Origin of the sequence: Clostridium sp. AF34-13, from assembly GCF_003477845.1 — a bacterium.
In the GTDB taxonomy this organism is placed as follows: domain Bacteria; phylum Bacillota; class Clostridia; order Lachnospirales; family Lachnospiraceae; genus Butyribacter; species Butyribacter intestini.
Genome location: NZ_QUEB01000004.1, coordinates 72305 through 86760, shown reverse-complemented (window position 1 = coordinate 86760; position 14456 = coordinate 72305). Strand labels below are relative to the sequence as shown.

Below are 14456 nucleotides of genomic sequence, written 5' to 3'. Positions count from 1 at the left end.
TTTGTCTGCTGTTAATCATTTGTAATGTTTAATTTTGTTGTAAGCTCTTTAAGATGTTCTGTTATGGCAACAACTTCAGATACTATCTCTATATTGTGCTCACTTACGCTTAATGTATCACCCGAATGTGCTGCTACTTCCTCTGAGATTGCTGAGATTGTCGATATACTGTCAACTATCTCCTTATTTGCACCGGCAAGTTCATTAACATAATCGGCAAGTGATTTTGAATTTTCAAATATATTATCCGTATTATCGGAAATAGTCTTAAAACTTGCAGCCGTTTTTTCGGTGGCAATATTCTGCCCCTCTATCATTTCTATCATTTGTCCGGTAACTTCAACCACCCTGTTTAAAGCACCTGTAACATCCTGTATCATGTCTGTTATCTTTACGGTCGCATCCTGTGTCTCATTTGCCATCTTAGATATTTCGGAAGCTACAACGGCAAATCCTTTTCCGGCTTCTCCTGCTCTTGCCGCCTCAATACTTGCATTAAGTGCAAGCAGGCTCGTCTGCGAGGTGATATTATTGATAATATCAACGACCGAATTCATCTTATCCATATCTTCATTAAGGCTTTCAAGTTCTTCTGAAACCTGTTTTCCGGAATTTACTGATGCATCAACTTTCTCTACAAGTGCATTTATATTTTCATTTCCAAGATTGATAGCTTTCTGTGTTTCCTTAAGGCTCGACGCAATCTCATCAGTACCTGATGTTACATCATTTATCTTGCTTTGGATATTTTCAGTCATTGTAAGCTGTTTTTGAACTGCAGTAGCTGTATCATTTGAACCTGAACTTACCTGTTCCATTGCTTCTTTTGTATTTTCGATGGCATTGTCAAGTTCTTCAATATGTCTGCTTGCATCTTCAATGTCAGATGCCATCTGCCCTGATACATCCATCGTAGTATTGAACATATTCTGTGTTTTTTCATTTTGTTCTTTTATCTGTGCCATTTTATATTCATTATTAAACTCAAGCATCCTTGATGAGATTGTTGCACAAATGCATATGACACCCATTAAAAGAATCTGTATCTCTATACTTGCACTGTCTTTTTTTAAATCATATGTTCCGTTTGAAACGAACACGATAACCTGAATGATATTTACGATTATCGCAGATATATTAACATATAATGAATACTTGTAATCATTATATACCATTATAATGATTAACATAGGAATGACATAGACATATGCTGATGAATTTTGTGTCGTGAGTATCAAAAATGTATAAAACACTCCATAACCATATGAGACAAAATGTTGTATCATTTTTGACTCTTTGTCTTTAGAATAAAATATCAGTTCAGCAACAGGCGAAACAAGACCCAAAAACAACACAAACAATACATATGACACTGTTCGTGTTCCCTTAAAAATTTCAATTATATATGACAATATTATCAAAGATGCTATACTGAGATGAGCAAACATGGCAAGTTTATTGCTTCTTGCAAGCTCCGAAACCTTCCCTGCTTTATCCTTAATGTACTCAATCTGTTTTTGGACTGCCAGTTCATTTTTTTCAATAATCATACTTTTACCCTCCAACTTTTGTTATAAAAAATATTGTAAAAATGTCCACATTTTTTATTATAACAACTTATCATTCATTATTCAATAAAAGTTTCCATTCTGTATCCCACATTTCGGACGGTCTTTATACATTTGCCGCTCTCTCCGAGTTTTTGCCTGAGCGTTTTTATATGCATATCAACGGTTCTTGTCTCTCCAAAATAATCAACACCCCAGATTTCCGATAACAACTGGTCCCTTGTATAGACAATTCCCTGATTGCTCAAAAAAAGCTTGAGCATTTCATATTCTTTAAATGTCAGATTGATAACTCTGCCGTCAATACTGACTATATGTCCGTCAACATTCATATGTATATCCCCGTTTGAATATATATGCTCTTTCTTCTTTGGAGAACATCTCCTAAGCACTGCCTTTATCCTTGAAACCATCTCCATCATGCCAAATGGTTTTACCAGATAATCATCAGCACCGGTATCAAGGCTCTGAACTTTGTCAAATTCCATGCCCTTTGCAGTCGCCATTATGACTGGAATATCCTCTGTCTTTGGCATTTCTCTCATCTTTTTAAGAAGTGTGATCCCATCTTCACCCGGAAGCATTATATCCATAAGTACAAGTTCAGGAAGCGTGTCCGTACTTACAAGCTCTTTCCAAAATGAATCACCGTCCTCAAACCCTCTCGCTTCAAAACCGGTACTTTTAAGCGTATATATCTCAATATCGCGTATGCTGTTATCATCTTCAACGCACCAAATCATTATAATCCCCTCTCCTTTTCAAAAAATCCGAGTCCTCACCCATTACTTACTGCTGTATGTAATGGAACGGGTTGGCTTCCCTGATAGTGTTAAAATTCAAAATCTTCATAATCATGTTTAAGAAAACGATGATATATTACATGACATTCTTCAACCGTAAAACAATAATAATATTTATCCGGAATACCATTGTTAAAATATAACAGATAATCAAATTCACCATTTTTAGTCTTTTCATAATGAATATCATTATTATAACTCAAGAAATACTCTCTTATCTTTTCTATCGTGCAGCCATGTTCTGACACAAGTTTTACCAGACCACATATAAACTCGTTTTCAGCCATATTTTCATGAACATATTCTACTCCCGCATCAGGTACCTTAAAACAAAATCTCTCTCCATTGTTTGTAACTTCTATCTGACCAAAAAACTCTTTAACTTCGTCACAAAAATCATCCAGCACTTCTCTCATTTTTTCTATATCAGCATCAGCCTTCAGAAGATGTTTTAATGAACCGAGAGGATAATATAATCTTATGCTTTCTTTTCTATATCCGAGTTTTGCCTGTTCTTCTTTTATAATATCAATCAGATTATCTTTCATATCAAGATATTTTTCTTTCAAGATTATGCCTCCTTTAATTCTCTTTTATTTCCTACGATAAACATTATAACTGCCGGTGCTATTATCAGTACACATCCTATATAACTGAAAACATCAGGCACCTCCCCAAGTATGATAAAACCAAGTATTCCGGCAAATATAACATTTGAATAATCATATACAGAAAGCTCTTTTGCAGGTGCATGTGAATATGCCGCCGTTATGAAAAATTGTCCGAAAGTTGCGGCAACACCTGTCATAAAGAGATAAAAACACTGTATAGGCTCCATATGCGTGTAGTTAAATATGCAATATGGAAGCGAACAAAGGCACGAAAATACCGAGAAGAAAAATACTATAAACGGTCCCTTTACCCCCATGCCTGTAGCTTTCCGAAGAAGTGTATATGCCATACCTGCACCCATACCTCCTACCATTGCTATAAGTGCCGGAACTGATAACATCGCACTGCCTGACGGTTTTAAGATAAACATTGCACCGATTATAGCCGTGAGCAGACAGCCTATCTGATAATTTGCAACCTTTTCTTTCAATATAAAAAATGAAAAGATTATGGCAAAAAACGGAGATAATTTGTTTAGCATTGATGCATCAGCTATATTAAGATGGTCAACACCATAAAAATTACAAAATATACCGACCGTTCCAAAAAACGCTCTGCCAAATACATATTTAAAGCTTTCTTTGCTGCATTTCAAAGGAGTATGATTTTTCTTTAGCATCGCAAATGCCACAAGTGCTGCTACAAAATTTCTAAAAAATGATTTCTGTAATGTCGGTATATCTCCCGATAATTTTATGAACAGACTCATAAACGCAAATGATAATGCTGAAAATATGATACATAAAATACCCTTTGTTTTTTCTGACATACTGTCCCTCTTTTCTTAAATGCAATCCGTGTAATCAAATATCCGATAAGCTGTAACAGTTCAATTAGTCTTCTCCAAGAATAATATCAAGAATTTCTGACGGCTGCTTTATAATCCTTTTTGCTCCTTTTTCACGGAGAAACTCCTCGTCTCTAAATCCCCAGCCTACCATTATAACATCCATTCCTGCATTTACGGATGTGGCAAAATCAACATCTGAGTCACCTATATAAACTGCATCTTCTTTTTTTGTTTTTAATTTTGTAAGCACTTCATACACGCTGTCAGGTGCAGGCTTTTTCTTGATGCCCTCCCTCTCACCTACGGCGAAATCAAAAAGTCCATCAAAATAGTCCTTACATAAGTCCTGAACGGCGAAATCCGCTTTGTTTGACACAACCGCTGTCAGACAGCCTGCTTTTCTGAGTGACACAAGCACTTCTTTTATACCATCATATGGTCTTGTCTTTACGGCACAATGTGTTTTATAATATTTTTTGAATGTTTCAAAAACTTCATCAACAAGTTCCGGCTCGGAATCTGCCGGAACAGCCCTCTCTATAAGAAGCCTTATCCCATTCCCGACAAATCTTCTGACTTCATCAATCGTTCTTTCCGGAAGTCCGTTTGCCTTTAATGCATAATTTGTACTGTCAGCAAGATCCTCTAAAGTATTTAAAATAGTTCCATCCATATCAAAAACAGCAAGTTTGTATCTCATAATAATCCTCTTTTCTGTATATAATGCACTCTCGGTATCTCCTCAAAACGAGTTATTTCAGCTAGAGTACATATGTACTCAATTTTTATTTCGTAAATAATTTTGCTTCTTTTAAAACAAGTACCTTATTTTTTTTCCATATTGAATAAAATTCACCGGCAGACAAAGGACAAGCATTTTTACCTATCTCCAATGTTATACATGGGATGTTCTTTTTATACATCGCATATTCTCTGAGATTACCAATATTTTTCTTTTTTGAATGTTCATTTACACTTTCTTCATACCCGGAACTATCCGCATAGCCGGTTATTTTTTTTGCAAGTTCATACATTTTTGTAACAACAGGTTTAACACTTCCCTTTGCATCACCAAAAAGTATCGAACCGGTAGCATGGTAGTTTATAAGACCCTTAAGCGTACCGGAAGATTTCATTTTGTCAAGAAAAGCCACTATAGCCTTTGTCTCAGGTTCACTGTTTACCGATTCACCGGTATAGCCTTCACTTCCCCGTTTTCCGCCATATTTTGCGATATAATTATAATTAAAGTTTTTATTCAGGTCGACACCACGGGCATTTGCTTTCCAATATTTTGTTTTATCAGCACCAGGCATCTTTTTTAAAGCATTTTTAAGTGATGCGTTTTGTATGGCTGACAGACCTGATTGCGATATTGAAACACCGTCAGGGTTTGCCATAGGAATATAGTGAACTGCTATTCTGTTTAAAACCTCATTCGTCGATGTCACTCCGATTTTGTCATTATAATTCTGAAGATATAATTCTATTTGTGCCATACAAAGCTGCGTAGTCATGTATTCTCTTGCATGAATTGCTCCTATTACGATAAGAGACCTCCCAGACTTCTGATTTCCTATCACAACATCATATATTTTTCGATTATCACAGCTTTTTCCAAGATTTTTAACATTTACATATTTGGAATATGTTCTTTTAAGAAGTGATATATCCGATGCCATCTCTTTATATGTATATTTCTGATGTGAAGTTGCTACTATTTTTTTGGTAGTAAAAGCGGTTCCTCTATTATTGGAACTATACTTCGCTTTTGAAACAACATTTATTGATTTAACTATATACTTATAATTTTTGCCGGATGAAATTTTCTTATCGACATATCTGCTTTTTCTGGAACTTCCGATAACATTATACTTTCCACTGCCGGTTTTTCTATATATAATAAATTGTTTTGTATGTTTTCCTCTTTTCCAGGTTATCAAAACCTTTTTGTCTGACAATCTTGTATATCTCATTTTTGATACTCTTACCGGCTGGCATACAGTGACCCTTTTAGAATGAGCTAACACTTTTTTCCCTTTTAATGCAGTAACTTTTACATGATATACTTTTCCTGCTTTTATTTTAAAACTGTATCTTCTTTTTCTACTGCTTAATTTTATTGTTTTTTTTATGCCGCCTGATATTTTTATCTTATATTTATCAGCACCTTTTATCGAGTTCCATTTCAATCTTGCATGAGCTTTTCCGCTCTGTGATGCCCGGACTTTCAACACCTGTTTTTTTGCCTTTGTTTTATGCGGCTTCGGTTTTGGTGTCGGTTTCTTAGTTGGTTTGGGTGTCACAACTGCCGGAGGGGTAGTTGCAACTACTGTTGACGGTGTTGTAATCGCTGACGGTGTCGCATTGTTATTCTGAGTTTCGGTTATCTCTGCTGTTTTAAAACAATTATCGAAAAACTCTGTTCCAATGTTTTTTTCGGCATGAACCGGAACTGTACCGGTAATATTTCCTAATATAATTGCCGTAACAAGCAATAGTGATACTATCGATTTATGTTTTTTCAAAACTATTTCCTTCCTTCCAGTTACTTTTAGTCAAAATAAAACATATTTAACCTGACTTAATTTTATTACATATAAATATGCCTAAGTATTATACACCTATTAAACTTAACTGTGCAACCTTAAATTATTTGATTTTTTTGAATAAAATTTTCCAAGACGCAGCATAATAATGATAAAATAAATTTTTGAATGGAGGCATATAGTGAAAACATTAGATTATATTTTATTGACACTTGTTGTTATAGGTGCTGTCAACTGGGGACTTATCGGATTTTTACGCTTTGATCTCGTAAGAGTATTATTCGGTGACATGAGTATTCTTTCAAGAATAATTTATGCTGCCGTAGGTATAAGCGGGCTTTATGCCATCAGTTACTTTGGACGCATCCGTTCAGCCGGAGAATACTAATTTGGTATTAATTTAAAAAAGTATTTTTATAAAGCGTAAACTCAAAAAGTCATGTGAATGATGATGATTTATCAAACACATGACTTTTTATTGAATAGCAAAATGTCCGCATTGCAATATCACACTATAATAAAAACGCTGACTTCACTATTTTATTGATTTTCCAATTCGAGAAGATGACTCATCTGTGAATAGAGACTAAATGAATCACTTGCATGCATAACAACAGAAATATAGCTGTTTCCATTGCTGTTTTTTGAATAAAGGATAAGATTAGAACCTGCCATAGATGTTGTTCCGGTCTTTCCACCTATAACAGTCACCCCCTCAGGAGCCTTAGCACTTCCAAGAAGGTATTTATCTGTCGAAGTAAACCATAATGTTTTTTTATTTCCATCTGCTCCGTTAAACTCTGCCTTGTATGAAGAATGATTTATTATATCCATAAATACATCATATTTTAGCAGTTCATGGAATACAAGATAAAGATCATACGGTGTCGTATAATGATTATCATCATGCAGACCGTGTGGATTTAAAAAGTTTGAACCTGAACACCCAAGAGCCTTTACTTCTTTATTCATCATTGCCGCAAACTTGTCTACACTTCCCGCAATATGTTCAGCAATGGCAATACCAGCATCATTACCCGAACATATAAGGAATGAATAGAGAAGTTTTTTCAAAGTAATCTTGTCACCCTCCGCAAAACCACACAACTTGGCACCATACTCATTTATATGAGTAGCATTGTAGCTTATCGTCACCTCATCATTTAGGTTTCCGTATTTTAGTGCAACAAGAGCCGTCACTATCTTTGTCGTACTTGCAGGATACATCTTTGTATAAATGTTATCTGCATAAAGCATTTTATTGTGTGTATTATCAAAAATAAGCGATGCCCCTGCCGTCATAAAAGAATCTTTCTGCGACTGCTTCTTTTTGGGTACTACACATATGTCTGCAGAAAGAAACTCACTATCTATATTATCCGCAGTTGTACCCTCTGATATATCCTGTTCACTGCTCTGTGATAATGGAATCTCATAATTATCGAATACAGATATATCAGTCTCACAGCCTGTAAGCAGCAATGAAACAAGCAGTATTGTAACAATCTTTCTGCTGTTTTTTTTACATTTGTTAAATTTTTCAGTCATGAAATCAGTCCTCCATATATTCTGACTGTCCGATTTTTCTACACAAGCCTACAGTCCCTCTTTTTTTAATATTTCACGCCACTCAAGATCGCCTCTGTCAAGTGCCTTTATAAGAAGTTCTGCCGTTGCAAGATTTGTAGCAAACGGAATGTTGTATGTATCACATAAATGAATAACATTATTTACATCCGGCTCGTGTGATTTAGGAGAGAGTGGATCTCTTAAAAATATAACCATATCTATCTGATTGTGCTCTATCTGTGATGCAAGCTGCTGTTCTCCGCCCAAATGTCCGGCAAGATATTTGTGTATATTGAGATTTGTCACCTCCTCAATAAGACGCCCCGTAGTTCCTGTCGCATATATGTCATGTTTACTGAGAATGCCTCTATAGGCTATAGCGAAATTCTGCATAAGTATTTTTTTTGCATCATGTGCAATTAATCCAATGTTCATCGTATCCCTCATTTCTATCTATACTAATATATAATTAAATATCCAGCCCTATCTCATCATCACTGTTTTCAGATGAATTGAGATTTCTCATAGTAAATCCCTCTTTACTTGATTTGGCAGGCTGAATACCAATATTCATAACCAATCCTATACCTATCATTGATGAAATCATGGAACTTAAACCGTTACTGATAAACGGAAGTGGAAGTCCCGTATTTGGAAATATAAATGTTGCAACACAGATATTTGCAAATACCTGAAACATAAACATGGCAGCCACTCCTACTGCTATCATTTTTCCAAGATAATCCTGTGCTTTTTTTGCAACCATAAAACATTTAAAAATAACTATTGCAAATAATAGTAATATGATACAACATCCTATGAAGCCGAATTCCTCGCCAACAACAGACCAGATAAAGTCACTTTCACGGATGCCGACACCATTGTAAGTTCTGCTCTCAAGACCTTTTCCGCCATCCTGGATAAATTTGCCGTAAAGCTGTCCGGATGCTATAGCTTTGATTGCCGAATTTTGCTGCCAGTTAAGATTGTCAGCATTTGGATAAGTGTCAGGATGAAGCCATGCCTGTATTCGGTTATACTGATAACCGTGCAATATAAAATTGTGCGGTATCTGTATATACCAGCCCAAAAAGATACTGACCGGTACGGCTGCTATAAGTACAGGCACAATGATACGGTATGTCACACCGCCGATAAATATCATAATACACATTATAAATACACCGACAAGACTTGATGACAAATCAGGCTGTGTCAGGATTGCAAATATCGGAACTATCGCAACAATACATATCTTTATAACTGAGGAAAACTTATCAAGTTTTGAATGAAGTGCCGCAAAAAGTGTTGCAAGCGTTATTATAAGTATAATCTTCATAAGCTCAGTCGGCTGGAACGAAATAGGTCCGAGTTTTATCCATCGGTATGTTCCTGTATTATTGTCAGTTCCTAAAGGTGTGTGAACAGCAAGTGTAAGCAGTATTCCTACTATATAATATACAATAGAAAACTGGCATATAAAATGATAATCTATCACAGATACAATGGCAACGATAAATAATCCAAATATAAGACCTACTACCTGACCTTTCATAAGAGAATACCCTTTATCGGTTCCTCCTGCCATTCTTACACAATATACTCCCAATATACAAAGTGTAACTACAACACATAATAGTGAAAAGTTATACTTCTTCCAATCATACTGCCTGATTCGGTTGATCATTACAACTCATCCTAACCTTTCATTTATTTACGGAAATTTCTTGATCCCTCTTTAATCGGAATATTTGCCAAAAGTGCATTAACCGTTCCTGATGTTTCATCAAGCTCTGTCTTTGTTACTTTTATATCAAGTCCTTCCGTATCAATATCTACATATTTTGAAATGACCTGAATAATGTCATTTTTCATCTGTTCCATAAGCTCCGGAGAACAAACGGCTCTATCCGAAGTTATAGCCACCTTTAATCTCCTCTTTGCAACATCACTGCTGCTCTCAGAGCTTCTAAAAAAATTTGAGAAAAGTCCCATGATGCTCCTCCACTAATCTGAATTTAATTTATTTTTTGAAAATTGCTGATAATTTTTGGAAAAATCCTTCCTTAACATCAAGGTTCAAATAAGGAACATCTTCTCCCATCACTCTCTTACATATATTCATATACGCCTGTCCTGCAAGGCAGTCAGAACCTACTAACGGCTCACCGTTGTTTGTTGATGTGATAATGTGCTCATCATCAGGCACAATACCTATAAGGTCGATACCGAGAATATCGACAACATCATCACTTGACATCATATTCCCCTCTTTTACCATGTCCGACCTGAGTCTGTTCACGATAAGATGTGTCTTTGTAATCTCATTTGCTTCGAGAAGTCCTATAATCCTGTCCGCATCTCTTACTGCTGATACCTCAGGTGTAGTAACTACCAATGCTCTGTCTGCTCCTGCTATTGCATTCTGAAATCCCTGTTCGATTCCGGCAGGGCAGTCCATGATTATGTAATCATATTCATTCCTAAGCTCGTCAGCAAGTTTTTTCATCTGTTCAGGACTAACTGCAGTCTTATCCTTTGTCTGTGCAGATGGTAAAAGAAAAAGATTCTGATGCCTCTTATCCTTGATAAGTGCCTGCTTTATACGGCAGTTATTTTCTATGACATCCACAAGATTATAAACTATCCTGTTTTCAAGTCCCATAACCACATCGAGATTTCTAAGTCCTATATCAGTATCAATAAGAACGACTTTCTTTCCCTCCATTGCAAGACCTGTGCCCAAATTGGCGGTTGTAGTTGTCTTTCCCACACCACCTTTTCCGGATGTGACTACTATTACTTCTCCCATTTTCTGTTTCCTCCTGTTAAAAGAAATTTAATAGTGTTACATTGTGCATAACAGATGCATTTAGTAACTTTTAATATTTTTAATAATAATTTTATCAAAAAAAACATTCTGTGTCTACATTACAATTTTATATCATTCATTACATCTTTGTCTAACGGTTCTATATATATGTTTTCATCTTCAAGAAAAGCAATCTTTGTCTCCGGTTTGTGTCTCTTTTTTAGTCTTGCCGGTTTATCCGGTGCCCTTGCGATAACATCTGCTATCTTTATCTGCATTGGATTCATGTCAAGAGCTATTACAAACGCATTAGTATTACCTGTAGAGCCTGCATATACAGTGCCCTCAAGCGTGCCAAGTATTATTACATTACCCTTTGAGACAACTTTTGCTCCGACCTTTACATCGCCTATCACGATAATGCTCGTCTCAACATCAAGCACCTGTCCGGAGCGGAGTGTTCCTTTAAAAAACTGCCCCGTATTTGCATCCCGAACGGCATACTTATTTTCAATGGCTCTTGAAAAATCAGCTTCTTTTTCAGGATCATCAATGGTAATGCATACTATATTTAAATGACAGTTTTCATGAATTATTGATATTATTTCTTCCTGCTGTTCGTCAGTGAGTTCACGCCCCTGAAAGCTTATGGCTTTAGAAACATTTCCCAAAAACTCATCTGATGAGTGAAATTTATCAGCAACAGCTTCTTTTAACTGTTCATATGGAAGTTTGTCATCAAGCACCAGGATTATTCCGGATTTTGTTCCCTTAATAACTACTGATTCTTTCATTTTTCACCCTCCTTAATCTATATGTGATGTAATTGATTCAGGCATCTTTACGGAACCTGAAACTTTCTTTCCTGCCTTAGAACCTTTCTTTCCAAAGTAATATTTGTAAACATCTCTTGCTGTCTGTGCCGCATTTGATGATGCGTAACCATTTGGAATTACACATGTTACAGATATTTTTGGTTTCTTATAAGGTGCATACGAAATAAAATATGCATGATTGGCATGGAATTTACTCTGCTGTGCTGTACCTGTCTTTCCGGCTACCGTGGTCTTAAGATTTTTAAACATAAAACTGATGGAACTTCTTGAACCATTTACAACAAGTTTCATTCCTTTATGAACAGCATCCCATGATGACTGTTTTATATTGATTTTGTTTCTCAATTTTGCTTTGTTGTTTAAAACAGTTTTTCCTTTTACATTCTTAATCTTGTCTACAAGTGTAATATTGTAGCAGTTTCCACTGTTTGCAACAGTTGTAACATAACGCGAAAGCTGAGCAGGTGTGTAAGCATGTGTATCCTGACCTATTGCCGCTCTTACAGCATCAGTAGTCGCAAAATGAGGTGCTATCTCAGGAATTTCAACACCCGATTTATCAGTAAGACCAAATTTATCTGCATATTTTTTAAGCCTCTTGATACCTCTTGGATAGTTAATGTTTCCTGATGATGTTTTTCCTGAAAGCATATATCCTACCTTGTAGAAGAAATAGTTACAAGAAACCTCTATGGCATCTGATACTGTAAGATCTCCATGTGATACAGTGCTCCAGCACTTTGCAGGATGATCTATATCCGAAAATACCGTGTGGTCATATATATGTGTCGATGGGCTTATCACTCCCTCTTCCATACCTGTTACTGCCGATATTATCTTAAATGTTGAACCCGGAGCCATCTCTTGCATTGTAGGTCTGTTAAGCAGTGGCGAAGATGAATTCTGAATAAGTTTTTTGTTATAATATTCAGAATCAACCTTATTTGCCATCTTATTATTGTCATAACTTGGATAAGTAACCATCGCTTTTACATCACCTGTTTTTACATCGGTTACTACAATAGAACCTGAACAAGGCTCAAGTCCCAAATCTCCCGGCGTTATCTCAAGTTTTTTAATCTGCTTGATTATATAAGAATATGGTGACAAAGCTCCTGACTGGAGATTTGTATAATCAGTCTTACTTTTCTTTACGGCTTTTTGGTCCATAAGTAAAAGACAGGTATCAGTTCCCGACAGTTCATAATGCTGCACAAGATAACCATATATCAGCTTTGCAAAGCCTGTATCATCCTTAAGCTTTTTAAAACCATAATCAAGAAGTTTTTTGTATATTTCTTCCGATGTATAATAACCGCTTTTTATATCAAGCTTTTCCTGGTCTATCCACTGTTTTGAAATAGCATACTGTAAAAATCTGCTTAGGCTTGTTTTTCCCTTTGCAAACTTTTTATATACAGAGTCAGATGTATCAACCTGATTGACAAGAACTATATTATCATCCTTAAGCTGCTTATAAAAGTAGTCAAGAAAATCATTCATATCATCAGAAAGATCTTTTGAACCTTTTGTATAATCTGTAGCCAGATGTTTTTTCATATCTGCAACAATTTTTTTAGATTTGTTTTTGTATTTGTCATAGGTACTTTTTTCAAGTGGACTTGCTTTCCTGCTTTTAAAATGAGTAACATCTATAATATTATTTTTATACAATGCCTCATATACATCATATATAGGTATTTTTATATCAGTCGAGTTAGTACCCTTAGAGCCTGCACTGGAGCTGTTATTTATTCTGCTTATAAGAACACCTGCAAGATTTTCTTCAAGAAGATTATAACACTCCTCCTGAAGTTTCGCATCTATAGTAAGGTACAAATCATCCCCCGCCACCGGATTTTTAGTTTCATCAACTGAAACAACGCGGCTCGTACTTGAATTTATGCTAAGTACCTCCTTACCTTTTTTTCCTTTAAGCTGATCCTCATATACACTTTCGAGTCCCGATATTCCAACCTGGTCATCAATCGTATAATCTGTTTTTTTATTTTTTTTATTTATTGTATCAAGTTTTTCAGAAGATATTGCTCCCGTATATCCTAAAATATGTGCAAAATATTTGCTCTTGTTGTAGACACGCTTAGTATCCTCTGTAATATTTACACCTATAAGTTCATCATTATTTTCTTTTATTGCCGCAACCGTTTTGTCATTTACATTTTTAGCTATCGTGATTGGAAGATATTTCTGATACCTGTTAATAAATATAGCATACCTGATATCTAATATCTTCATCGCCATTTTATCGTCATATTTGTCTGATATATCAAATTTCGGACTGTTTACGGAAGTATCATATCTTAAAAATTTGTATATATCCTTTGCAGTTGCGTTGAGCAGCTTTTTATTTTCTTTTTTCTTTAATTCCGTAACAGTTTTTGAATAAACCTCAGCTTTATATCTTAAAAGAGTATTACCCGATACAGTAAATTCCGGCTCACCATCACTGTTTAGCTTCATATATGAATCAACCGAAAGTGTTCCGCCATTGCTTTCTATCACGCATATCAGTTTATATATCATATCATTTCTTTCTTCTGATGTCATTTTTGCCGTAACATCAGTCTCTTCATAAGTTATGTTATGTGATAATTTGTTGTAAGCAAGCAAATTATGATTGCAATCGTATATATTTCCTCTCGTTGCCTTTATTGTTCTTGTTTTTCGTGTACTTTTTTCTGCTTCGCTGGCATATTTTTCACCATCTACAATCTGAAGCGTAAACAAACGATTACCAAGTATCGCAAAAAACAACAGATAGACAATTACGACTATCGCAATACGAGAATTAGATAATCCTTTTACGAAATCTTTAAATGTGTTCCACATGGGTAAC

General features: G+C 35.5%; 14 protein-coding genes. 1 reads left to right on the top strand and 13 read right to left on the bottom strand.

Features of this window, described 5'->3' with window-relative positions; genetic code table 11:
* Positions 1-11: 11 nt before the first annotated feature.
* The 6 genes from DWZ63_RS04810 to DWZ63_RS04785 form a co-directional block, all read right to left on the bottom strand.
* On the bottom strand, positions 12-1550 hold the full coding sequence (locus DWZ63_RS04810) for a methyl-accepting chemotaxis protein (RefSeq protein ID WP_118498924.1): 1539 nt from the start codon (positions 1548-1550) through the stop codon (positions 12-14).
* Positions 1551-1627: 77 nt separating this feature from the next.
* Positions 1628-2311, bottom strand: coding sequence for a response regulator transcription factor (locus DWZ63_RS04805; protein ID WP_118498922.1), 684 nt, complete (start codon positions 2309-2311; stop codon positions 1628-1630).
* An 89-nt stretch (positions 2312-2400) separates the two neighbouring features.
* Positions 2401-2940 carry a DUF3877 family protein gene (locus tag DWZ63_RS04800; protein ID WP_312032797.1) on the bottom strand — a complete coding sequence of 180 codons (540 nt, stop codon included), beginning with the start codon at positions 2938-2940 and terminating at the stop codon, positions 2401-2403.
* Between the two features lie 2 nt (positions 2941-2942).
* Positions 2943-3812, bottom strand: a complete 870-nt coding sequence (locus tag DWZ63_RS04795; protein ID WP_055941845.1) for a DMT family transporter — start codon at positions 3810-3812, stop codon at positions 2943-2945.
* 64 nt (positions 3813-3876) lie between these two features.
* On the bottom strand, positions 3877-4533 hold the full coding sequence (locus tag DWZ63_RS04790; RefSeq protein ID WP_022013449.1) for an HAD-IA family hydrolase: 657 nt from the start codon (positions 4531-4533) through the stop codon (positions 3877-3879).
* Between the two features lie 85 nt (positions 4534-4618).
* A complete protein-coding gene (locus tag DWZ63_RS04785; protein WP_118498920.1) occupies positions 4619-6361 on the bottom strand; it encodes a M14 family zinc carboxypeptidase in 1743 nt (580 codons plus the stop codon).
* A gap of 202 nt (positions 6362-6563) precedes the next feature.
* On the opposite strand from DWZ63_RS04785, the gene DWZ63_RS04780 reads away from it, so the two are divergent.
* Positions 6564-6770, top strand: coding sequence for a DUF378 domain-containing protein (locus tag DWZ63_RS04780; RefSeq protein ID WP_022013451.1), 207 nt, complete (start codon positions 6564-6566; stop codon positions 6768-6770).
* A 152-nt stretch (positions 6771-6922) separates the two neighbouring features.
* On the opposite strand, the gene DWZ63_RS04775 is transcribed toward DWZ63_RS04780, so the two are convergent.
* The 7 genes from DWZ63_RS04775 to DWZ63_RS04745 all read right to left on the bottom strand — a co-directional run bounded on the left by DWZ63_RS04775 (position 6923) and on the right by DWZ63_RS04745 (position 14449).
* The gene (locus DWZ63_RS04775) at positions 6923-7930 is read right to left on the bottom strand and encodes a serine hydrolase (RefSeq protein ID WP_118498919.1); all 1008 of its coding nucleotides are present in this window, start codon (positions 7928-7930) and stop codon (positions 6923-6925) included.
* A 48-nt stretch (positions 7931-7978) separates the two neighbouring features.
* Positions 7979-8386 carry a methylglyoxal synthase gene (mgsA, locus tag DWZ63_RS04770; protein WP_022013453.1) on the bottom strand — a complete coding sequence of 136 codons (408 nt, stop codon included), beginning with the start codon at positions 8384-8386 and terminating at the stop codon, positions 7979-7981.
* A 34-nt stretch (positions 8387-8420) separates the two neighbouring features.
* Complete coding sequence (locus DWZ63_RS04765; RefSeq protein WP_118498917.1) at positions 8421-9638, bottom strand: FtsW/RodA/SpoVE family cell cycle protein; 1218 nt, start codon at positions 9636-9638, stop codon at positions 8421-8423.
* Between the two features lie 23 nt (positions 9639-9661).
* Entirely contained in the window at positions 9662-9946 is a 285-nt protein-coding gene (gene minE / locus DWZ63_RS04760) for a cell division topological specificity factor MinE (RefSeq protein WP_022013455.1), read from the bottom strand.
* 28 nt (positions 9947-9974) lie between these two features.
* Positions 9975-10763: a septum site-determining protein MinD gene (gene minD, locus DWZ63_RS04755; protein WP_022013456.1), complete on the bottom strand. Its 789-nt coding sequence runs from the start codon at positions 10761-10763 to the stop codon at positions 9975-9977.
* Positions 10764-10882: 119 nt separating this feature from the next.
* Positions 10883-11557: a septum site-determining protein MinC gene (locus tag DWZ63_RS04750; protein ID WP_118498915.1), complete on the bottom strand. Its 675-nt coding sequence runs from the start codon at positions 11555-11557 to the stop codon at positions 10883-10885.
* Positions 11558-11569: 12 nt separating this feature from the next.
* Positions 11570-14449: a penicillin-binding transpeptidase domain-containing protein gene (locus DWZ63_RS04745; protein WP_118498913.1), complete on the bottom strand. Its 2880-nt coding sequence runs from the start codon at positions 14447-14449 to the stop codon at positions 11570-11572.
* Positions 14450-14456 lie beyond the last annotated feature (7 nt).